The organism is Alkalibaculum bacchi (assembly GCF_003317055.1).
In the GTDB taxonomy this organism is placed as follows: domain Bacteria; phylum Bacillota; class Clostridia; order Eubacteriales; family Alkalibacteraceae; genus Alkalibaculum; species Alkalibaculum bacchi.
This window is the reverse complement of the sequence record NZ_QNRX01000013.1, coordinates 1-20,917: the sequence shown is the minus strand read 5'-3', so window position 1 is coordinate 20,917 and position 20,917 is coordinate 1. Positions and strand designations below refer to the sequence as shown.

General features: G+C 34.7%; 20 protein-coding genes. All 20 read right to left on the bottom strand.

All coding sequences use genetic code 11. The annotated features are described in order from the left end of the window. Positions 1-5: 5 nt before the first annotated feature. Entirely contained in the window at positions 6-971 is a 966-nt protein-coding gene (mraY, locus tag DES36_RS10100; RefSeq protein ID WP_113921085.1) for a phospho-N-acetylmuramoyl-pentapeptide-transferase, read from the bottom strand. Continuing rightward, on the bottom strand, positions 972-2,357 hold the full coding sequence (locus DES36_RS10095; RefSeq protein ID WP_113921084.1) for a UDP-N-acetylmuramoyl-tripeptide--D-alanyl-D-alanine ligase: 1,386 nt from the start codon (positions 2,355-2,357) through the stop codon (positions 972-974). It abuts the gene before it with no gap. Then, positions 2,354-3,811, bottom strand: a complete 1,458-nt coding sequence (locus DES36_RS10090; protein WP_113921083.1) for a UDP-N-acetylmuramoyl-L-alanyl-D-glutamate--2,6-diaminopimelate ligase — start codon at positions 3,809-3,811, stop codon at positions 2,354-2,356. Before DES36_RS10090 ends, DES36_RS10095 begins: the two co-directional genes overlap by 4 nt. 220 nt (positions 3,812-4,031) lie before the next feature. Continuing rightward, complete coding sequence (locus DES36_RS10085) at positions 4,032-6,188, bottom strand: penicillin-binding transpeptidase domain-containing protein (protein ID WP_113921082.1); 2,157 nt, start codon at positions 6,186-6,188, stop codon at positions 4,032-4,034. A 14-nt stretch (positions 6,189-6,202) separates the two neighbouring features. Further along, positions 6,203-6,682, bottom strand: a complete 480-nt coding sequence (locus DES36_RS10080) for a hypothetical protein (RefSeq protein WP_146953635.1) — start codon at positions 6,680-6,682, stop codon at positions 6,203-6,205. Positions 6,683-6,705: 23 nt separating this feature from the next. Further along, on the bottom strand, positions 6,706-7,641 hold the full coding sequence (gene rsmH / locus DES36_RS10075) for a 16S rRNA (cytosine(1402)-N(4))-methyltransferase RsmH (protein ID WP_113921080.1): 936 nt from the start codon (positions 7,639-7,641) through the stop codon (positions 6,706-6,708). 13 nt (positions 7,642-7,654) lie between these two features. Beyond that, a complete protein-coding gene (gene mraZ, locus DES36_RS10070; RefSeq protein WP_113921144.1) occupies positions 7,655-8,086 on the bottom strand; it encodes a division/cell wall cluster transcriptional repressor MraZ in 432 nt (143 codons plus the stop codon). A gap of 178 nt (positions 8,087-8,264) precedes the next feature. Continuing rightward, entirely contained in the window at positions 8,265-9,020 is a 756-nt protein-coding gene (lgt, locus tag DES36_RS10065; protein ID WP_113921079.1) for a prolipoprotein diacylglyceryl transferase, read from the bottom strand. A gap of 378 nt (positions 9,021-9,398) precedes the next feature. Then, complete coding sequence (gene pduL, locus DES36_RS10060) at positions 9,399-9,971, bottom strand: phosphate propanoyltransferase (RefSeq protein ID WP_113921078.1); 573 nt, start codon at positions 9,969-9,971, stop codon at positions 9,399-9,401. A 219-nt stretch (positions 9,972-10,190) separates the two neighbouring features. Further along, positions 10,191-10,985, bottom strand: a complete 795-nt coding sequence (gene spo0A / locus DES36_RS10055; RefSeq protein ID WP_113921077.1) for a sporulation transcription factor Spo0A — start codon at positions 10,983-10,985, stop codon at positions 10,191-10,193. 130 nt (positions 10,986-11,115) lie between these two features. Next, a complete protein-coding gene (gene spoIVB / locus DES36_RS10050) occupies positions 11,116-12,408 on the bottom strand; it encodes a SpoIVB peptidase (protein WP_113921076.1) in 1,293 nt (430 codons plus the stop codon). Between the two features lie 91 nt (positions 12,409-12,499). Then, positions 12,500-14,182, bottom strand: a complete 1,683-nt coding sequence (gene recN, locus DES36_RS10045; protein WP_113921075.1) for a DNA repair protein RecN — start codon at positions 14,180-14,182, stop codon at positions 12,500-12,502. A 162-nt stretch (positions 14,183-14,344) separates the two neighbouring features. Continuing rightward, positions 14,345-14,803 (bottom strand): arginine repressor, encoded by a 459-nt coding sequence (locus DES36_RS10040; protein ID WP_113921074.1) that lies wholly within the window; start codon positions 14,801-14,803, stop codon positions 14,345-14,347. A gap of 15 nt (positions 14,804-14,818) precedes the next feature. Then, complete coding sequence (locus DES36_RS10035; RefSeq protein ID WP_113921073.1) at positions 14,819-15,670, bottom strand: NAD(+)/NADH kinase; 852 nt, start codon at positions 15,668-15,670, stop codon at positions 14,819-14,821. A 24-nt stretch (positions 15,671-15,694) separates the two neighbouring features. Beyond that, entirely contained in the window at positions 15,695-16,504 is an 810-nt protein-coding gene (locus DES36_RS10030) for a TlyA family RNA methyltransferase (protein WP_113921072.1), read from the bottom strand. A gap of 386 nt (positions 16,505-16,890) precedes the next feature. Beyond that, positions 16,891-17,784 carry a polyprenyl synthetase family protein gene (locus DES36_RS10020; RefSeq protein WP_113921070.1) on the bottom strand — a complete coding sequence of 298 codons (894 nt, stop codon included), beginning with the start codon at positions 17,782-17,784 and terminating at the stop codon, positions 16,891-16,893. Continuing rightward, complete coding sequence (gene xseB, locus DES36_RS10015; RefSeq protein WP_113921069.1) at positions 17,777-18,013, bottom strand: exodeoxyribonuclease VII small subunit; 237 nt, start codon at positions 18,011-18,013, stop codon at positions 17,777-17,779. The genes DES36_RS10020 and xseB overlap by 8 nt, the downstream gene beginning before the upstream one ends. Further along, positions 17,994-19,208, bottom strand: coding sequence for an exodeoxyribonuclease VII large subunit (xseA, locus tag DES36_RS10010; protein WP_113921068.1), 1,215 nt, complete (start codon positions 19,206-19,208; stop codon positions 17,994-17,996). The genes xseB and xseA overlap by 20 nt, the downstream gene beginning before the upstream one ends. After that, positions 19,180-19,632: a transcription antitermination factor NusB gene (gene nusB / locus DES36_RS10005; protein ID WP_113921067.1), complete on the bottom strand. Its 453-nt coding sequence runs from the start codon at positions 19,630-19,632 to the stop codon at positions 19,180-19,182. Before nusB ends, xseA begins: the two co-directional genes overlap by 29 nt. A 271-nt stretch (positions 19,633-19,903) precedes the next feature. Beyond that, entirely contained in the window at positions 19,904-20,263 is a 360-nt protein-coding gene (locus DES36_RS10000; RefSeq protein WP_113921066.1) for an Asp23/Gls24 family envelope stress response protein, read from the bottom strand. Positions 20,264-20,917: the final 654 nt, after the last annotated feature.

Sequence of the window (20,917 nt, the reverse complement as noted above, 5' to 3'; positions counted from 1 at the left end):
ATCACCTATATATTGATTATTAATCCTGCATATCCTAAAACTGCCAAACAAACGGATACAAACCAGAATACTATTACAACTTTCTTTTCATGCCAACCTTTTAATTCGAAATGATGATGAATGGGAGCCATTCTAAAAAACCTCTTTCCACCAGTCATTTTAAAATAGAAAACTTGTATTATTACTGAAATGGCTTCTATTAAAAATAATCCTCCTACTACAAAGAAATACAATTCCATTCTAGTAAGTACAGCCAAAGAAACCAAAGCACCTCCAAGTGCCATGGAACCTGTATCGCCCATAAAGACTCTGGCTGGATAGATATTAAATTTTAAAAACCCTAAACAGGCACCTACTACACTACCTGCAAATAAGGCCAGCTGATAATACCCATTGTACAAGCAAGATAAAACAAAAAATACAGCTGCAAACATACTCGCCCCAGATGCCAAGCCATCTAATCCATCTGTTAAATTTACTGCATTAACAAAACCTACAATAAATATTACTGTAAATGGGATATAGAGCCATTTAAAATCTAGTAATGAATCTATAAACGGAACTGCCATATGGGTTCCAATATTGGGATGATAAGCAGCATATACTGCTAAAATCATTGCGAAAGTTACTTGTAAAACAACCTTTTGATAAGCTTTAAGACCTAAATTTCTCTTTAAGATAATTTTTATGAAGTCATCAATAAATCCAATAAAGCCAAAAGCTAAGGTACCTAATAAAGCTACAGTTACTTCCCATCTATTTGCCAAGAACAACAGACAAGTTGCTGTAATAGATAGTATAATCATGAGCCCCCCCATAGTTGGAGTACCTGATTTCACCATATGACTTTGTGGTCCTTCTTCTCTAATAGTCTGCCCAAATTTTAATTTTTTTAAGAAGGGAATAAAATAAGGGCCAATAATGAGCATTATGACAAATGATATTATCGTTGCAAGTAAAACTAAATACATTTAAAACGAACTCCTCTCAAGTGTTTCGAGTATCTCCTCCATGAACATTCCTCTAGAACCTTTTAGCAGGAGTACATCTTCTGATTTTATGTTTTTTTGAAGAAATTGTGCAGCTTGGGCTTTATTTTCAAAATAATAGACAAAGTCTGGATCCATTCCATTTTTTAAAGCACCATTGTAATAATCTTTGGCTAAACAACCAACGGCTACCAAATAATCAACTTTATTCGACTTCGCAATAAAAGAACCTATTTCTAGATGATATGTACGAGACTCCTCACCAATTTCAAACATATCTCCTATGACAGCAAAAGCTCTTCCTTTATCTTTTTTAAAATCCATTAAGACACCTAGGGCAGCCTTCATGGCATCTGGATTTGCATTATAACTGTCGTTTATAATCTTAACGCCCTTTATATTTCTAATGTCCATTCTATTATTACTTGGAAAGTACTCCATTAGGCCCTTTTGGATCTCATCAAAGGTTAAGTTAAAATGAAGACCTAAATAAATGCCAAATAAGCAATTATATACATTGTGTATTCCAGGAAACTTAAACTGAATTTTTTTGCATTCTCCATTATAACATACTGTAAACTCTAATCCTGAAGAATTTGACTTAATATCATGTGCGAAAAGAGGAAAATCTTTCTTATTTAACCCGATTTGCACCACATTAAATTGTTCCCCTTTTACTGTAGACAAGTAAGGATCATCACCATTTACAATGGCCATTTGATCTTTTGTAAGAGTCTCAAAAATTTCGCATTTTGCTTTAAAAATATTTTCTTGGCTTTTTAAATTTTCCATATGAGTTACACCAATATTGGTTATAATAGATATATCTGGATAAGCCATATGAACCAAATGACTAATTTCCCCTAAATGATCCATTCCCATTTCTACTACAGCTATTTCTGTGTCTTCTTCTATACCAAAAATGGTAAGGGGCACACCCAAATCGTTGTTTTGATTTCCCATTGTTCGATGGACTTTATACTTCTGTCTCAATACAGAGTATATAATGTCTTTTGTAGTAGTTTTGCCGCTGCTTCCCGTAAGAGCTATTATTGGAATTTCTAATTTTTTTCTATAATACCTAGTCAATGCTTGCAAGGCAGCATAATTGTCTTTTACTAAGATTAGCACTGCGTCTCCTACTGGTTCTACTTCTTTTTCTACGAGAACTGCTACTGCCCCTCTTTTTATAGCATCTAAAATATAATCGTGTCCGTCCACTCGGCTTCCCTTAATGGCTACAAAAAGCGCTCCTTCTTTTGCTTCCCTACTATTGATACAAACACTCTTTACTTTTGTGGGCTTTTGATTATAAAGGACCTTCCCTCCCGTCACTTGTGCAATTTCTTCTGTATTTATTGGTCTCATTCTTCTAGTAGCTCCTTTACAATGTTTTTTTCATTAAATTCGATTACTCTATCTTTTAATATCTGATAGGTTTCATGACCTTTTCCTGCGAGTAGAATTATGTCCTTTTCCTTTGCCATAGTAAGGGCAAACTTAATCGCTTCTCTTCGATCCGTTATAGCTATATAAGGGCACTGCGTTTCTTTTACACCGTCTAAGATATCTTCAATAATTTTATCTGGATCTTCTGATCGCGGATTATCTGAAGTTACGATACAGTAATCACTCAAATCTCCTGCGATCTTACCCATAATAGGCCGCTTCGTTTTATCTCTGTCACCACCACAGCCAAATAAAGTAATGAGTCTACCCTCTACGGTTTCTTTTAAAGAACAAATAATATTCTGCAAACCATCAGGGCTATGTGCAAAATCGATAATCACTTGATAGGGAGTATCTACCCTTATCCTTTCAATTCTACCTGGCACTGTAGGCATGTTTTTTAGAGCTTTTGCAATGGTCTTTAATGGGACTTCTTCGCAAATGGCAATGGCTATAGCTGCAAGTACATTGTAAAGTGTAAACTTTCCTGGTATTGGACAATGAATTCTTTGTCTTAAATCGCGAAAACGAAGGGTAAAATCTACACCATCCATTGAGTATACCATATCGACTGCATGTAAATCCGCAGATTTTCCTAGTCCATAAGTTACCACTTTCTTGTTATTTGCCTGTAGGGTTCGGCTTAAGATTCGCCCATAAGAATCATCAATGTTTATGATATTGTAACCTGAAGTCATATAGAATAATTTTTGTTTTTGTTGGAAGTACTTTTCCATAGTGACATGAAAATCTAGATGATCTTGTGTTAGATTTGTAAACACGCCATGAGAAAATTCAATACCTGTTACACGATTTAGTTGAAGCGCGTGGGAAGATACTTCCATAATGGCGTACTCCATATTTTTTTCTACCATAACACTTAAGATTTCCTGCAGTTCAATAGACTCAGGAGTGGTATTTTTTAATTCTCTTTTTTCATCATCAATAAAACTTCCTATGGTTCCTATGATTCCTATCTTTTTTCCACTACATTCTAATATATTTTGTGCCATCATACTTGTGCTAGTCTTTCCGTTGGTTCCTGTTACGCCAATCACCTTTAACTTAGAAGATGGATTCTTATAAAAATTATTCGCTATTTGTGACAAGCCCATTCTCGTATTCGGTATTTTTATATAAGTAATTTCATTAAAAATTTTTTTTGGTTCTTGCTCTAAGATAATTACCTTAGCGCCTTTTGAAATGGCAGTTGAAATATAATTGTGTCCATCTACTTTATAACCAGGAATGGCTATAAAAGCACTTTTTTGAATGACTGCATTCGAATCACAAACAACTTTTTCCACATCTACATTTAAATTGCCACTTACCAACTCGTAATCTAGACTCTCTAAAAGCTTCTTTAAAATCATAATCCAACCCCCTAATGATAAGTATTAATATGGAAATTATCCTTTTTATCATTAGTATTAGGGTATTCCTTTTGGGTCAAGATCCTTCGCTGGTGCTCAGGATGACAAAACAGGAGCATGTCAAGATCCAATCCTGTATTCTAGACTTAAGCAGGAACTAGAGTTAAAAATAAAACTTTCCTATTTACAAGGAAAGCCTTGACAGAGTCAAGGCTTTTTATCATTCTAAAGGTTTAAACTCTACTACAATTTCTGAGCCCTTTTGAACTTGTTCTCCAGCCAGTGGAGATTGTTGAGTTGACACTCCACCAGCTCCTGTTATGGCAAGTTTTAACCCAACTCGACTTAGTGTTTCGTTTGCCTGTTGCACAGTCATATCCATGACATTTGGCACAGTGACTACTTCTTCTTTCTCTTGTGTAATCTCTTCTCCTAAAGTCAATTTGATAACAGTATCTTCTTTAATGAGCTCACCTGGCATAGGATCTTGATTTACAATATAGCCAGATTGAATCTCTCCAGCTATTTCATATTTCAATTTTAGATAATTTAAAACCTCTTTTGCTAAATCTAATTCTTGATTTCTCAAATCTGGCACGATACTGCTATCTTCTAAACTCTCACCTTGGCCTCCTGGCACATTTAGATAATCTAGAGTATTGTTCATAAATTCAATGGCGTGAGGTGCGGCTGTATTGCTTCCGTATACACCATAACCCTTTGGTTCATCAACGATATAGAGTACAGCAATCTTTGGATCATCTACTGGAGCATATCCAAAGAAAGATGTAATATACAATCCACTAGCGTAAGCACCATTAATGATCTTTTGTGCCGTTCCTGTTTTGCCACCTATCTTATAGGCAGACATACTAGATAAATTTTCTGAATTAGATACTACTAGCTTTAGAATATCTTGAACGATATTGGCAGTATCTTCAGATACTACTTGTCGAATTTGTTCTGGTTTGTATTCTTTTATAATTTCGTTATTGTCACTTGAAAGTATGTACTTAACAATATTAGGCTGCATATACTTGCCGTCATTAGTAACAGCAGATAATGCACTAATGAGCTGGATAGGTGTAACAGAAATACCTTGCCCGTAAGATTTAGGCACATAATTAATGAGCTTATCGTTGTTATTTGGCACGATTCCTGCCTGTTCTCCATCTAATTGTATTCCCGTCTGGTCTCCAAAGCCAAAATTGTATATGTATCTATAAAAAGTTACTGGTTCCATGCGCATGACGGTCTCTACAAGGACTGGATTGCAAGAGTTGGCAACGGCTTCTACAAAAGTTTGTGAACCATGACTTCGTGGGAAGATATGACATTTTATTTGTTGGCCGTCTATTATAATATAACCTTTATCAAAGAAACTAGTTTGAGCAGTTACTGCACCTTCTTCTAGAGCTGCTGCAGCCGTAATTGGTTTAAAGGTAGATCCTGGTTCGTAGTTAAAAGTAACAGCTGGATTCTTCCACATTTCCAGTTGCTTTTTTCCTAAATCCATCCCCTCTAACTCTGTAGACATTTTGCTTTCAAAGAGTTTAGAAACGGTTCTTGGATCATTTAAATTGTAATCTGGTTTACTGCTCATTGCTAGTATTTCACCAGTACTGGGATCCATTGCAATGGCGATAACTCGTTTTGAGTCAAATTCGTCCATAGTCTTTTCTAATTGAGATTCTAGAAAGTGCTGAATGATGCTGTCTATCGTTAGGACTACATTATCCCCCTCATCTGGTTTAATTCGAACTTGATAACCAGATGCTACCTTTTGGCTTAAGCCATCTTTTTCGTATACTAGTACTCCATCTTCACCGCTTAATACATTATTGAATACACTCTCTATCCCGTAAAGCCCCTGATGATCTGTACCTGTAAATCCTAATACATAAGAGGCAAAATTGCCGTTAGTATAATATCTCTTTTTATCTTCTGAAATCTCGACACCCTTAAACTTTTTATTTCGAATATCAAAGGCAATGTCGTTATCTACTTTTCTTTCGATTAAAGATATCCATTGGCTTTTATCCGTAATTTTTTTGTATAGTTTTTCCCGATCTAATTCAAGTACTTCGCTTAAATAGTCAGCTATCTCTTCTGGTTTTTTTACATCTTTAGGTCTAACATAAATAGCACTAGCAGAAGCATCTTTTGCGAGTATATTCATATTTCTATCGTATATATCTCCTCTCGTTGCCGTAAGAGGAATTTCTCCCATCAACTGATCAATTTGTTCATCCGTAAGATTGATGGAATCAAAAGCCTGAATAGATGTTAATCTAATGGCTAAAACAAGAAATAATGCAGCAAAAACAAAAAAGGCAAAAATAAGCCTTTTTCTTCTTCTCAAATGATATATGGACAAGTCATCCCCTCCAATTAGTCAATGAGTCTCGTGAACCACGATCCTTCAGCTCGGGCTTCTTGTATTGAATGTTCTTCCTCAGCAGCGTCTGCGCTTAAGCTTGAGTCTTCTACTGCTAAATATGTATATTGTTCAGGAGTAGGCTCTACCATTCCCAGTTCTTCTTTTGCAGTCTTTTCAATTGCATCTAAATCAAAGCTTGAAAGCAAGGAACCTTCTTTGCTGTCGTTAAGCATTTGAACTTCTTTTAGTTCTCCTTCTAAACTAATAATTTCATTGTTTAGGGTATTGATTCTAGCATGCTGTCCTAGGAGCATGGTACAGAGTATAAAAGATAGACCAACTATAAAAAGATAACCTAATTTAGAAACAGGCTTCATAGTCTTTTTTCTTGGTTTTTTCTTTTCGTATTTATCTCTTATTTTTGCTACTGTAATGTCTGAATCTTCCTCTAAATACACATTATATTTTCTTTTCTCTGATATTACCATCATATTTCACTCCTATACAAATTATACTATATTTTTTTTGCAATTCTCAGCTTTGCGCTTCTTGAACGGGGGTTATTTATCAATTCTTCTTCCGAAGGATAAATTGGCTTTCTCGTAATAATTTCTACAATAGGTTCATTTCCGCAGATACATTGGGGGAAATCAGGAGGACATGTACAAGGATTTGTCAATTCTTTGTAAGTCTGTTTTACAATCCGGTCTTCTAAAGAATGAAAGGTAATGATGCAAATTCTACCATTTGGATTTAATACAGAAACAGAATCCTTTATTGCGTCCCTTAAAATTTCAAGTTCTCTATTGACTTCAATGCGTATGGCTTGAAAAGTCCTCTTTGCAGGATGAGGGCCTTCCCTTCTCGCCTTAGCAGGTATCGATTTTTTTATAATGTCCACTAATTGGCCAGTAGTCTCAATTGGCGATAATTCTCTACTTTTAATGATTTCTCTAGCTATCCTAGAAGCAAATTTTTCTTCCCCATAGGATTTGATGATTCGAAAAAGTTCTCTCTCGTCGTATTCATTGACTAATTCATAAGCAGAAAAAGGACTTCTCTTATCCATTCTCATATCTAATGGGGCATCTTGATTATAGGAAAACCCTCTGTCTCCATCGTCTAATTGAAAAGAGGATACGCCTAAATCCATCAAAATACCATCGACTTTTTCAATGCTTAGTGTCTTTAAGACCTCTTTGATGTTTTGAAAATTATCTCTGACAAGATTTTTCTTGCAAGATAAGTTTTCTAAACGTAGTTTTGCTTTTTTTAAAGCGTAATCATCTTGATCGATTCCAATAAGGGTTCCATTAGGGCCTAATTTTTTACCAATTTCTTTGCTATGCCCTGCTCCGCCTAAAGTACAATCTACGTAAATTCCATTTTTTTTAATTTCTAATCCTTGTATACATTCTTCTAATAAGACCGAAGTATGTGTTAATTCCATCTTTCCACCTCTTTTAAATGCCTAACATGCTCATCTTCTCTGCTATGGCATCGTAACTTAAGTCGTCGTCTTCATTGTAGTCTTCCCAATTTTCTTTACTCCATATTTCTAATCTACTGGAAACACCAATAATATACGTTTCCTTAGAAACGCCTGCATAATTTCGCAAATTAGAAGGTACCATTATTCTTCCCTGCTTATCTAATTCGCATTCAGCAGCTCCAGCAAAGAAAAAACGAGTAAATGCTCTTGCGTCTTTACTTGAGATGGGTAGGGTTTTTAATTTTTCTTCAAATGTGGACCATTCATCACGTGGAAAAATGAATAAACACTTGTCCATACCTTTTGTGAGAATAAAGCTTTCACCTAATGCTTCTCTAAACTTTGAGGGCATAGTAAGTCTGCCTTTATCGTCGATATTATGTTGATACTCTCCAATAAACACACACTTCACCCCATTTTCTCCCCACATTTAACCACATTATACCACCCCTACCCACTTTAAACAAGATTCAATCTGTTTGAAAAATAAAAAAAAAGAAGACTTTTTAAATAGTCTTCTTTTTGCGACAAAATACGACATGCAATTCCCCTGTTTTATTCATGTCTTTTTCTATTCTACTTTACATCTTCTTAGTACCTTTTCTTAATCTGGCTAGAAGCAAGGCTCCAATAATGATTGCCCCAATACTCACTAACTGTGCTGTACGCAGTCCCATAAAATACAAGCTATCTGTGCGAAGTCCCTCAATAAAGAACCTTCCTATCGAATAGGCAATGGCATATAGAGCTATAAGCTCTCCTTCAGATTTTTTATATTTTCTCTCATAGATTAAGAGTAATCCTAAGACGAGCAAATTCCATATGGATTCATAAAAGAAAGTAGGATGAACCTGTATAAGCCCTTTTACGGGGTCATTTACCGTAATAGCCCATGGAAGGGAAGTCTCTCTCCCATATGCTTCTTGATTAAAATAATTGCCCCACCTACCGATAGCTTGCCCTAATGGAAAAGCCGGCGCTACTACATCTAATGCCGTAAGAAAGTCTATTTTCTTGTGTTTACACACAATATATCCACTTAAAATGCCACCTATTATACCACCATGTATACCCAAACCACCGTGCCATATGGCTATGATTTCACTAGGCACTTTTAAATAATAGTCTAAACTAAAAAGCACATACCATATTCTAGCACCAAGAATTGCACAAGGAATCGCCACAATAAGGACATCGAGCAAATCATCTCCAATTATGTTTTTCTTTTTTCCACGCCTTAGAGCTATAGATACTCCTAAGAGCATGGCCAAAGATATTAAAACACCATACCAACGAATAGAATATCCAAAAATTTCAAAAGCTATAGGATCTGGCATAGGACACCTCCTCTTTTATTTTGTAGTTTGATTTTTTCGTACTTTTTTATTTTACATTAGAAATGTTATGGTGTAAAGTTTTGAAAAGGCAGAAAGCGGAATGCAGATAGCGGAACTCTTTATATAATTACATAAAACCGTCTCTACTAAACTACCGTAGTCATTCTAAGAAGCAAAGCGACGAAGGATCTCACAATTTAGGGATTAAGGTGTACGTTTGTATAGAAGTATATTCTCTAATATAAGATTGGTGAGATCCTTCGATTTTGCTCAGGATGACTGACAGAAGTTAGGAGAAAAAGTAGGACTTTCCTACTTAATAAAAAATGCCACCAACGGTGGCGTAGTGCTGGTGGCTGATAACTGGCCACTGGTAGCTTATTTTACTATCTTTACTTGGTCTCCATTTTTTAAGCCTGCTGCGTTTGCTTCTTCCATGTCTAGGTGCATATCTAGTGCATAGTCTGCTCCTACTCTTACTAGTACATTGTTAAATTGTAGGCTTCTTTCGCCTTCTGTAACTACGCTAACAAGATCTTTATCTTTTACGCCGAAGTCTTCTCCATCTTGAAGGCTCATATGAATATGTCTTGCAGCAACGATTATACCTTCGCTGATTTCTACTTCACCTTTTGGTCCAATGATTTTAGCTCCTGCAGAACCTGCAATATCACCAGAGTTTCGAATAGGTGCTTTTACTCCTAATGCAAAAGTATCACCTAATGCAACTTCAATTTGAGTTTCATTTCGTACAGGTCCTAATATACGAATGCCTTTAATTGTGCCTTTAGGTCCTTGAACATCAACTTTTTCTTCACAAGCGAATTGTCCTGGTTGAGATAAATCCTTCATAGGTGTTAGCTTGTGACCTTTTCCAAATAGTATTTCTAAATGTTCTTGAGATAAATGAATATGTTTGTTTGATACTCCTACGTTTACTAGTTCTTTCATTTTTTCCTCCTAATAAAATAAAAAATTAGCCTAAAGTAGCATACGTATTTATAAACGCATGCTAAACTTTATGTATTATTTAATTGTAGCATATGGGTATTCTCTTTACAAAGAAATACATAAAAAAACACCTTAGTATTCATGTAAGAACAAGTAATTTATACTTTGGAATATCACCTTTTGATTTTTTAACATAAAGATTTTTTACACTGATAAAAATTAAAATTGAGCAAAATGGTAATTTTCTAATCTTAATTTATCTGCAACCATAGCAATGAATTCACTGTTTGTCGGTTTCCCTTTGTGATTATCGATCGTATATCCAAATATACTATCAATGGTCTCTACCCTACCTCTTGACCATGCCACTTCAATTGCATGGCGAATGGCTCTTTCTACTCTACTTGCTGTAGTATTGTGTTTATGGGCGATAGATGGATACAATTCCTTAGTAACTGCTGTTAAAAAATCTAAATCATCGATGACCATTTGTATTGCTTCTCTTAAATACATATAACCTTTAATATGAGCAGGAACCCCAATTTCATGTAGTATGGTCGTAATTTCATATTGAAAATTTTTCTTTACCCCTTTTTCATTGACAAATTCTTTTCGAACCTCATTGTCAAATTCAAAAGTATTGTCTACTAATTGGCGCATTCGATTGACTAAAGAATCTAATTCAAATGGTTTTACAATATAATAATCTGCTCCTAAGGCCATAGCTCTCTTTGTAATCTTATCTTGTCCTACAGCGGATAGCATGATAATCTTGGGTTCATAAGGTAAAAATCCATTATTGATTTTTTCTAGTACACCTAATCCATCTAATTCAGGCATAATTACATCTAATATAATAATATCTGGCTTTTCATTTTTCGCTATCTCTAATAATTCATTTCCATTGTAAGCTTTTCCAACTACTTCAAAGGTGCCTTCTTTATCAATATAATCTCCCACTAAATTATTAAAATCTTTATTGTCATCTGCAATGACTACTGTATGTAGTTTCACTCAAATGTCCCCCTTTTTGATAATAAATTAATTTCCCCACTATTTTCTCTCATTATATAATATATTTCTCTGTTTACCAGCTTTTTCCTATGAAAAACGTCAGATTTTACATTTCTTATCTTTTTTTCACTTATTCGACAACAACTAATCCAGCTTCATCGAGCATCCATTCAATAAAGATTCCATATCCTTTTGTAGGATCATTTACGAAGACATGAGTTATTGCTCCTACAATCTTTTCGTCTTGTATAATAGGACTTCCACTCATACCTTGTATAATTCCACCGGTTTCTTTGAGAAGCCTTTCATCTGTTACTCTAACTACCATACCTTTGCCATCTTTTTGAGTTTGTTTATTCACTTCTTCAATATACACATCAAAAGATTCTACTTTATCTTCAAGAGTTGTTAATATCTTTGCTGGTCCTACTTTCACTTCATTTTGAAGGGCTATCTCTAATGGCTTACTATACTGTTCATTTTTAAGATTTTCTGTCAGTTTACCAAAGATACCGTTTTCGGTATTTTTCGATAAGTGCCCTAGGGTTTTATCTTCATTATAAAAAATCCCTCTAATCTCGCCAGGAGTTCCAGATTTTCCTGGTAAAATAGATAGAACTTTAGACGATACTATCGAACCATCTTTTACTGGTATAGTAATATTTGTCGTTATATCCGTTATAGGATGACCTAAAGCGCCAAATTTATTGGTTACACCTTCAAAAAACGTCATCGTACCGATCCCTGCCGTATTATCTCTTACCCATAAGCCAAGTCGATATTGATCGTCTGATTTACATTTTACGGGTGAGATTTCGAGACTCTTTTTTTCTTTATTTCTCAAAATCTCTACTTTTACTGTTTCTTTATCTAAATTATTGATTTGTTGGATTACTTCTTCTGCAGTATTGACATTTTTGTTATTAACCTTATACAGTATGTCTCCAAGCATTAAACCTGCTTCGTCACCTGGATTATACATTCCTCCATCTGCCCCTTCTAACTCTTGTAACCCAACGATTACTACACCCTCTGTTTCAAGCTTTACTCCTACTAATTGTCCACCTGGGTATAATTTGAGATCTGGTAAAACTTTAACTTGTACACTTGTTGGTAAAATTCCAAAAATCTTTAATTTTAAATCGACGATACCTGCCTCGTCGCTTTTAACAGTAACAGGCTCATCTAATTTTACATCGTATTCTGTAGCAATATTTCCATTTACTTGTAATATTTCGTTATTTTCACTGGTTATGTTCACTGTTACCGGCAAGCCATATTCAATAACACTGTCTTTGCCTTTTAATAAGTACAACTCACGTGGTACAAAATAACTACATACTACAAGAGATAAAACACCAAATACGAGGGTAACACAAATAAAAAAAAGACTTATTCTCTTTCGGCTTAATTTCTCTCTCACGAAAGAACCTCACCTCCTTTTAGAGTATAAGTCTATTTTCTCCTTGACCATGTTTACTATTCTGTTTTGAAGCAGGTAAGTATTTGTACCTTCATTTATTTTTACCATTCATAGATAACATTTCCTTTGCATGTTCAATGCTTTTTTGAGTCACTTCCGCACCACTAGTCATTTTGGCAAGTTCTACACAGCGTTGTTCAAAATTTAATTTGCTAAAAATGGTATACGTATACTCTCCTTTACTTTCTTTTTTTACATTATAATGGGCATCTGCCATAGAAGCAATTTGTGGCAAGTGAGAAATACAGATTACTTGAGTGGATTTAGAAATGCCATCCATTTTTTGAGCTACTACTTGAGCACTTCTGCCACTAATACCCGTATCGATTTCATCAAAAATCAACGTATCTATAGGATCTGTTAGATTGATTACGCTTTTAACGGCTAAAATCACTCGAGATAATTCTCCGCCTGAGGCAGTTTTTATCAGAGGTTTAAAGTCTTCCCCAACATTGCTTTTTATATAAAATTCAATATCGTCAATTCCTGTTGTATGAAACTTGTCCCTATCTATTCTTTGTTGAACTTTAAATATTGCCTTGTCCATAGCTAATTCTTTAATCTCCGCAGTAATCTTTTTTTCAAAAATTTGAGCATATTTTTTTCGTATGGACGAAATTTCTTTAGCGACCTTTAAGTATTCTTCTTTTGCTCGTTTCAAATCTTCTTCTATTTTTTCTAATATATATTCTCTATTTTCTATTATATTTAGTCTTTCCCTTAAATACTCTTTATATTTTAAAATATCTCTTATCTCAGGTCCGTATTTTTTCTTTAATTGATCCATTTTTATTATTTTTTGATTTAAATTTTCTAATTCAAATTGATCAAAATGAATTTGATCCTTATATTCTCTTATGGAAAAAGAGGTATCTTCTATTAAGAGTCGAGCATCCTTTAATTGTTGCACATCTGTCTCTATCTTTGGGTCTATCCTTTGTATTTTTTCTACGAAATCAATGATAACAGACAATTGATTGTATATGGATTCTTCATTTAAATACAGCATTTCATGAGCTTGATTGCTGTAATTATAAATCATTTCCCCATTGCTCAACAATTTATACTCACTTTCTAAAATCTCATCTTCTCCTTCTTTTAATTGAAAGTCTGAAAGCTCTTTTGACTGAAAATCCAAGAGATCTTTTTCTCTTTCCATTTGCATTTCTTCTTTGATAATGCGCTCTCTTTTTTTCATTAAATTGTTATAAGAGGATAGCTTACTCTTTAATATATCTATTTTTTCCTTTACTTCACTACCAATGTATTCATCTAGTATTTTTATATGTTTTCCTTTATCTAAAAGAGATTGATGCTCCCTTTGACTATGTATATCTACTAACAAAGATCCTACTGTGCGAAGGTCATTTACATTAACTAATAAGCCATTAATCCTAGCTATGCTTTTACCACTCTTAGTAACTTCCCTAGTTAGTATGATATTATTCACATCTTCTATTCCCAAATTGTGAAGAAAATCCAAAAGATCTCCTCGAGGATTTTCTATAAAAAAAAGGGCTTGGGAAGTCATCTTATCTTTTCCTTTTCGAATAATATCCTTACTAGCTCTATTCCCAAGGCACATAGTAAGTGCATCTAAGATAATCGACTTTCCAACTCCAGTCTCACCAGTTATGACATTAAATCCATTTATAAACTGGATATTCAAATGTTCAATAAGGGCAAAATTTCTAACATTTAGCTCAAGTAACATATATAAAACCTCCAAGCAATTCGCTTATGCGAATTGCAGTTATAAGTTGTACGTTCTAAGTTGTAAGAAATGAAGTCACCAATGGTGACCTATTGGTTTTACTTAGAACTTATGGCTTAGAACTTAAAACGGACCCTAGAGCAATGCCCCCAGGCTACGCTTTTATCGCATCATCTTTCGAAATCTTGTGACCAAATTAGCTACTTTGTCTTCGCTGCGGGCTAAAGCAAATATGGTGTCATCGCCAGCTATACAGCCCACTACATCTGGTAACGCCATAGCGTCTATAGCAGCTGTTGCGCCCATAGCCGTTCCTGATAAGGTTTTGAGCACAATCATATTCCCACTATAATCTATGCTGATTACCGCTTCTCTAAAGACATTGACAATTCGTTCATTGACTTCATTACCTTCTGAGTTCGTATCTCTAAATGGAGCATAGTGATATTTGCCTTCCTCGTTAAGTACCTTAATAATTTTTAGTTCTTTAATATCCCTAGAAATAGTCGCTTGTGTTACATTGAAACCGCTTTCTTTCAACCTACGCGCTAACTCCTCTTGGGTTTCTATTGGGTCATTTTCTATAATTTCAAGAAGCTTTGATTGTCTACTGATTTTCAAAAAATCTCCCTCTCCCTATTTTTTCTCAGAAAGCTTATATCGCAATACTTCAAAAAAGTTGTTTTCATTGAATTTTATTAAGTGTGCTTCTGAAGAAGACCTTCGAATGGTCACCCTTTTATTACTCTCTAAATTGATGAAAATCTGACCATCTATTGTAGCCACACTGTGTTCATCCCCTTTACCCACTACCATTACATCTATTTGTTTTGAGCCATTGAGTATAATGCTCCTGTTATTGTGTAAAGAATGGGGGCATATAGGCGTTAGGACCATAACATTGCACTCTGGTTCTACTATAGGTCCTCCTGCTGCTAAAGAGTAGGCTGTAGAGCCTGTTGGTGTAGATATGATTAAACCATCAGCTCTATAAGCTTCTACTAGTTGTTCGTTAATATAAGTATTCATGGTAATGAGCCTAGAATCAGACCCTCGACTTATAACGATATCATTTAGAGCAAGACAGCACTCACTTCCATTATTTAGATCTACTTCTAACATCATTCGTTTTTCAATGGTATATTCTTTTTTTATCAGACGATCCAATGTAATGTCAATATCTTTTTCTTCTACCTCTGTTAAAAATCCAATTTTTCCAAAGTTAATGCCTATAATGGGAATATGTCTATGTGAGCTTTTTCGAACGGCTGCCAACATAGTACCGTCGCCGCCTAATACGATAATGCACTGGGTCTTATCAAAGAGAAACTCTTCATCTATTATTGCCTTCTTATTTTTTAATTTGTCATTAATCTCTTGGGTTGTGTAAGTATGAACGCCCATACTATATAATTGATTTATAATATAATTACCATAATAATAGCTATCTTCTTTCATTGTATTTAAATAAATACCTATGTCCTTCATTTTCTACGCTCCTAGCTTATCTATCTAATCCAAATTTTCATGTGAAGAGGATACAATTCGTTCAATTAGCTCATAGTAGTCTATCTTTTCCATCGTTTCTATATTTTCTTTTCTTATGTGACAAATGTATTCAATATTTCCCTTTGTGCCTTTTACAGGAGAAAAATCTAAACCTAATATGGAAAAGCCTTTTTTTTGCAATTCTTCTATAATATCTAGGAGAACTTTTTTATGAACTTCTCTATCTCTTACGATTCCATTTTTTCCTACAAATTCTTTTCCGGCCTCAAATTGTGGCTTAATTAATACAATGCCTTCTCCTAACTCTTTTAAAAACAAACGTACATTATCTAATAATTTTGTAATAGAAATAAAAGATACATCCATAGTCACTCGATCTACTTCTTCTCCAATTTCGTCAAAAGTCATATGTCTAAAGTTCTTTCTTTCCATAGAAATTACCCTTGAATCTTGCCTTAGTCTATAGTCTAATTGACCATATCCTACATCGATAGCGTAGACTTTTACTGCCCCATTTTGAAGCATACAATCCGTAAACCCACCAGTAGAAGCTCCAATATCCATTCCAATTTTGTTTTTTACATCAAATTGAAAGACTTCAATAGCCTTTTCTAATTTCAATCCTCCACGGCTTACGTAGTTTATCTCTTTTTCTTTAATTTCTACTTTATTGATCTCTTTCATTCGCTCACCAGGTTTATCTTTGCGCTGCCCATTAATCATGACATTCCCCGCCATAATCATCCTCTTAGCCTTTTCCCTGCTATCAAAATAACCTTGCTCATATAAATACACATCTAATCTTTCGTTCAATGCAAAACTCCTTCTTTAAGGTGGTCAGCTGTAAGGTGGTCAGCTGTAAGGTGGTCAGCTGTAAGGTGGTCAGCTGTAAGGTGGTCAGCTGTAAGGTGGTCAGCTGTAAGGTGGTCAGCAAAAGCATACTCGCCTATAGGCGAGTTTTGTTTTTCGCTTCCAACGAACCAACCGTCCAACCATTTGAAACTTTCCACTTTTTGACTAAAAAATATTTACGCTACCACAAGTAGCAAAAATACTGATGGCTGGTTGCTAATAGCTTTTATGTCCCTAGCCCCTGCCTCAGTCATCCTGAGGAGTTTGCGACGAAGGATCTTGCCTCGCCTAAAGGCGAGGTCGTTTTTCCTGACCACCTGACCACCCGACCACCTGACCACCTGCTTTTAATACTCTCTCTTACATACAAAATTCGTCAAATCCACAATATTCTGATTGTCTACATTACACTTTCTCAAGTGAGTAAAAGCCTCTTGTATTAATCCGTCTACAATTTCTTTGGATTTTTCAATGCCATAAAGATCTACATAGGTCTTTTTGTTGTTTTTTTCGTCGCTGTGAATCTTTTTTCCTATTTTTTGTTGATCTCCGATGACATCTAATATATCGTCCACGATTTGAAAAGCCTGTCCGATTTTTTCACTGTACTGAGACAGCTCATCTATTGTCTCTTGAGATGCTCCCTGAGCTATAGGTCCTGCTAAAATACTAGCTTTTAAAAGCGAACCTGTTTTGTAAGTATTGATAAAATCTAGAGTTTCTTTCCTTCCATCTTCATTGCAATTGGCAATATCGGCTACTTGCCCCGCAATCATTCCTGAAGGGCCTGCAGCTTTTGTAATTTCATTTACTGCCTTTAAGTAATGTATTTGCTCTTGTCCACTTAAACTTAAGCCAGCATTTATCATGATTTCAAAAGCATAATTGAGTAGGGCATCTCCTGCTAAAATGGCCATATCTTCTCCATACACCTTATGATTTGTGAGTTTTCCTCTTCTATAGTCGTCATTATCCATAGCAGGCAAATCGTCGTGAACTAATGAGTAAGTATGAATCATTTCAATTGCACAGGCAAGGGGAATACACCTTTCTATATTCTCACCAAAGGCTTTCGCAAATTCTAATAAAAATATAGGTCTTAAACGTTTTCCACCTGCAAACAAGCTGTATTCCATGGCTTCTTTTAATCGTTCTGGGATATAATCAGGCAAAAGAGTCATATAATTTCTTAAATTATGATTTATCTCTGTAGTCCTTGAGTTTAAATAATCATCAATCATCTATACTTCTCCATTCCTCATCTGTACTTCCATCTTGTTTTATCTCCATAACCATAACTTTATTTATTTTCTTTTCTGCTCCATCGAGCTCATTTTCACAATTTTTAATTTTATTCATTGCTTCTTCAAATAAAGTTGTAGTCATCTCTAGAGGCTGTTTATTCTCTTCGAGCAGTTCTATAATTTCTTCGATTCTCTTAATATTTTCTTCAAATGTTTTTTCTTTCATAAAATCCCTCGTTAATTTCTTCGATTTTTACTTTTAAATGACCATCTTTAAGGCGAAGGATAAGTTCTTCATGCATCTCTACTTCTTTTACACTTTTAACTTGCTCTCCCCTTATATTTTCTATAAAACCATTTTGGTTTTGACTATAAAGGTCATTGAGATGAGATTTATAATTTAATAGTTGAACTCTTCTTTCGTGAATGGTCTTCTTTAAAATGTTTTCTAATCGGTTTTCATATAAATCCAACTGTTGCCTATACTGATACAATATGTCTAAAGGCCTTTTTATAGTGTAATGATTTTTTATCTGAGTTAAATGGTTTTTTTCTATTTCCAATTTTCGTAGCATTTGCTTGTATACTGTGGTTTTGTAGGTATAGAGTCTTTCCTTTAATTCTACTAAAGATCCCACTGCAAGTTCTGCTGCAGCTGAAGGTGTAGGGGCGCGCAAATCTGCTACAAAATCAGCAATAGTAAAATCTGTCTCATGGCCTACTCCTGAAATAATTGGGATTTCTGAACGATATATGCTCTGTGCAACAATCAATTCATTAAAAGCCCATAGCTCTTCAATAGAGCCTCCTCCGCGGCTTAGGATAATTACATCGGCGGCCTGAGTCTCATTAATTTTTTCTATGGCTCTTGCAATATCATATTTAGCGTTTTCCCCTTGTACTAAAACAGAATACACATACAAAGACACTGTAGGATTTCTCCTAGTGATGACAGATATGATATCTCGAATAGCTGCACCAGTCTTAGAGGTTACAATGGCTATTCTCTTAGGATAAGTGGGAATAGGCATTTTTACATTTTGATTAAACCAACCTTTTTCATAAAGCTGTCTTTTTAATTTTTCAAATTGCAGATAAAGATCGCCCTCGCCTTTCACCTCCATATCTTGTACGTATAGCTGGTATTGACCTGTTTTTTCGTATAAACTTACATATCCTTTTACAATTACGCTTTTGCCATCAGCTGGATTAAAGTTTAAGTGGGTAGTATTTCCTTTAAACATAACGCACATAATTCTGCTTTCTTGGTCCTTTAATGAAAAATACAAATGACCTGAAGAGTGCTCTTTGTAATTAGAAATTTCCCCTTCTACAGAAACATTGCTTAAAATCCCATCATTGCTAAACAAGCTCTTTATATAGCTGTTTAACTTACTGACGGTTAGGCTTCTCATCTTCATCTTTATTCACCGTCAACTTATCTTTTCCTTCATTTTTTGCGATTTTTTCTAATACTGCATTAATGTATTTTACCGATTCCATATCGCTGTATTTCGTCGTAAGCTGAATGGCTTCACTAATGGATACAGGCGCCGGGATATCTTTTTGCTCTATAAGCTCTAGTGTAGCCAAACGAAGTATAGCTGATTCAATCTTATTTAATCTGTTTACTTCCCAGTTTACCAGATAGGAATTAATAATCTTATCAATAGCCTCTATATTGTTTATAATGCCGCTAATCATTTCCTTTGCGTATTTTGCATCATTTTCTTTTAAATCGTATTGATTCATGTAGTCCAAATACATTCCTTCCGTTTGATCCGGTTGGAAATCTCTTTGAAAAATGGCCTTTAATACTACTTCTCTTGCATAACTTCTACTCATTCGCTCCTCCTATAGTCTAGACGATATATGATTTTAAGGCAAAAAGCCTTCGGATCTTTATTTTATAATAGCAAAATTCTGCTTTTGGATTTAGATATTATTTAAGCTCTCTTTATATGTGATTGAATCTTTGACCTGTAAGACGGATCTTGACCCAAAAGGAATACCCAAATGCTAGCGGCTAAAGACTAATGACTAGCGACTAATGCACCGTAGGCACTTTCTTGCACAAACATGATACAACCCCTTAAAATCATTTAAGGGGTTGTTCTTACTCATTTGATTTTAATTGTACACCTTCTACATTTACGTTTACTTGTACTACATTAAAACCAGTCATAACTTCGATAGAGTGTTTAACTTTTTCTTGTACCTGGAAGGCAATCTCTTGAATTTGCACCCCATACTTTAGAACTAAGAACAAATCTACGCTAATATCACTGTCATCTCTAGTGATCCTAACGCCCTTTGCTGGATACTTTTTGCTCAGCTTTGCTGCAATGTCCTTAGTCAAACCTCCTACCATTTCTACCACTCCATCTATTTCCATAGTGGCCAAACTAGCAATAGAAGCTATCACATCTTCAGATATGTCAATTTTGCCTATTTCTTTCTCTGCATCCATCTTCATCCTAATCCCTCCAACAATTTCTTCGATTATAACAAATTTATATTCACAAAACAACACAATGAGAATCTATTATTCATACTATTATTATATAAAACTTATGAATATTTATAAAGGGAAAGTTTATTTTATATTATCAACTCCACATTTCCTTAAAAGTCCGCTTTCCGCATTCCACTTTCAGCTAAAAGTTTTTCCCGTCCAACCATTTGTAGTTCTAAGTTATAAATAAAACCTTTGCCACCACTGGTGGCTTACGACTTTGCTTACCACCTTACCACCTTACCATCTTACCACCTTAAACGTGTAATCATTTTCAATAAACTTGCAAACATTTACAATTGTTTTTTATTGCATATTTGTTGAAATAAGCAGAATAGGGGCTTATAATGAGTTTATCACATATATGCAACCCCTTAAATCTTATAGAAAACACCCCTTTTTCTCATAAGAACCCCTTTTAAAAAAAGCTCACGCATTGCGTGAGCTTTTTTTATTGAACAATGAACATTGAACAATGAACAATTTACTAGAGCAAGAGCTTGAGTCAACTTTGTGGTTGTAAGTTCTAAGTTCTAAGTTCTAAGTTCTAAGTTCTAAGTTCTAAGTTCTAAGTTCTAAGTTCTAAGTTCTAAGTTCTAAGTTCTAAGTTCTAAG

Coding starts and splice junctions, on each gene's coding strand:
- rsmH (WP_113921080.1), bottom strand. CDS start 7,641: ATGGAATTAACACATACTTCGGTCTTATTAGAAGAATGTATACAAGGA.
- lgt (WP_113921079.1), bottom strand. CDS start 9,020: ATGCCAGATCCTATAGCTTTTGAAATTTTTGGATATTCTATTCGTTGG.
- pduL (WP_113921078.1), bottom strand. CDS start 9,971: ATGAAAGAACTAGTAAACGTAGGAGTATCAAACAAACATATTCATTTA.
- DES36_RS10080 (WP_146953635.1), bottom strand. CDS start 6,682: ATGATGGTAATATCAGAGAAAAGAAAATATAATGTGTATTTAGAGGAA.
- DES36_RS10020 (WP_113921070.1), bottom strand. CDS start 17,784: ATGATTGATGATTATTTAAACTCAAGGACTACAGAGATAAATCATAAT.
- DES36_RS10000 (WP_113921066.1), bottom strand. CDS start 20,263: ATGAAGATGGATGCAGAGAAAGAAATAGGCAAAATTGACATATCTGAA.
- xseB (WP_113921069.1), bottom strand. CDS start 18,013: ATGAAAGAAAAAACATTTGAAGAAAATATTAAGAGAATCGAAGAAATT.
- DES36_RS10090 (WP_113921083.1), bottom strand. CDS start 3,811: ATGATTTTAAAGAAGCTTTTAGAGAGTCTAGATTACGAGTTGGTAAGT.
- DES36_RS10095 (WP_113921084.1), bottom strand. CDS start 2,357: ATGAGACCAATAAATACAGAAGAAATTGCACAAGTGACGGGAGGGAAG.
- mraY (WP_113921085.1), bottom strand. CDS start 971: ATGTATTTAGTTTTACTTGCAACGATAATATCATTTGTCATAATGCTC.
- DES36_RS10035 (WP_113921073.1), bottom strand. CDS start 15,670: ATGAAGGACATAGGTATTTATTTAAATACAATGAAAGAAGATAGCTAT.
- nusB (WP_113921067.1), bottom strand. CDS start 19,632: ATGAGTAGAAGTTATGCAAGAGAAGTAGTATTAAAGGCCATTTTTCAA.
- recN (WP_113921075.1), bottom strand. CDS start 14,182: ATGTTACTTGAGCTAAATGTTAGAAATTTTGCCCTTATTGAACATTTG.
- xseA (WP_113921068.1), bottom strand. CDS start 19,208: ATGAAGATGAGAAGCCTAACCGTCAGTAAGTTAAACAGCTATATAAAG.